General features: G+C 74.1%; 1 protein-coding gene and 1 pseudogene. Both read right to left on the bottom strand.

Annotated elements, in window-relative coordinates; translation table 11 throughout:
* The coding region (murJ, locus tag ACYVE7_RS33920) for a murein biosynthesis integral membrane protein MurJ (RefSeq protein WP_460370659.1) at positions 1-1,200 on the bottom strand (1,200 nt) is incomplete at its 3' end.
* Positions 1,197-1,470: pseudogene (locus tag ACYVE7_RS33915) on the bottom strand (hypothetical protein); the annotation flags it as partial. The gene murJ and the pseudogene ACYVE7_RS33915, both read right to left, overlap by 4 nt.

The raw sequence follows: 1,470 nt of genomic DNA, 5'->3' as shown, positions 1-1,470 counted from the left end.
GGCCGCCTTGCCCCGGCCGCAGGCGAACAGCGCGCGCCCGAGGTGGGCGACGAGCCCGTAGCCGATCAGTCCGGGCGCGAACGCGAGGATCGCCCTGGCCAGCACCTCGGGGTGGGCGTCCGGGCCGTGGTCGAAGAAGTCCGCGACGGGTGGCGCGACGGCCGCGAGCACCGCCGCCCCCGCGCCCGAGACCAAGACGACGGCCCTGGTGGTCCCGGCGAGGATCCGGTCGAACGGCCCGGGATCGGCGTCGTCGGCGCGCGCGGACAGCGCCTGGAACGCGCTGGTCGCGATCGGGACGGCCAGGATCGCCCACGGCAGCAGGTAGACCGCCCACGCGTAGTTGTAGTCGGTGAGCGCGCCGACCGTCCCGTAGCCCTTGAACACGAGCACGGTCAGCATCGCGCACTGCTGGGCGATGACGGTCGCGACCCCGGCCAGCGCCAGCTTCCGGACCCGTCCGGCCACCCCGTCGGGGAAGGTGAGCGTGGGCCGCAGCCCGAGCCGGAGCGGCCGCGCCGCGATCAGCGCGACGACCACGAGCGCGACCACGCCCAGCGTGGTCCCGACCGACAGCATCAGCTCCGCGCCGCCCGGCACCCGGGCGAGGTCGTCGGGGTCGTGCTCCCCCATCAGCGGGACATAGGCCACATAAGCGGCCATCACCACGAGGCTGGACACCAGCGGCGCGAGCGCGGGGCCGGTGAACCTCCGGTGCGCCTGGAGCACCCCGTACAGCACCACCGCGAGCCCGTACAGCACGATCTGCGGCGCGAACACCACCAGCATCCGCGCCCCGACGGCCAGGTAGGCGGCCCGATCGCAGCCGCCGAGCCCGCCCCTGGTCAGCACGTCCATGATCGGCCCCGCGGCCAGCGCCGCGGCCAGTGCCAGCGGCGTGAGCAGCAGCAGCACCCAGGTGAGCATCGCCGACGCCGTCCGCCGCACCACCTCGGTGTCGCCGCGCTCGGCCGGCGCCGCCAGCACCGGCACGAGCAGGCTCGCCAGCGCACCGCCCGCCACGATCTCGAACACGATGTTCGGGATCTGGTTGGCGGTGAAGTAGGCGTCACTGAGGCAGGAGTTGGTGACCGTCTGGGAGAAGACCAGCGTGCGGCCGAACCCGGCGAGCCGGGCCAGGACGGTCAGCCCGGCGATGAGGACGGCGGCCCCGGCGAGGCCGCCCGAAAGACGCTTCACGGGACGGGCGGATGCTCCACCACGGAGTCCGGCTTCGGCTCGACCGGGCGGCGGCCCAGCATGTCCACCCAGTTCAGCGCCGGAGTCTCCCGGATGACCTTGGTGAAGCTGACGTACTCGCTCGCGCCGTTGAGCGCAACCAGCCCGCCGAGCACCGCCAGCCTCGGCAGCAGCCCCAGCCTGGTGGCGGACAGGCCGATCAGCGCGCCGAGCGCGTTGGCCCCGGCGTCGCCGAGCATGGCCCGCTCACCCAGGTCCTCGGGCAGCAGC

It is taken from the genome of Actinocorallia lasiicapitis (genome assembly GCF_054778695.1).
This window is presented reverse-complemented; position numbering and strand designations above follow the sequence as displayed.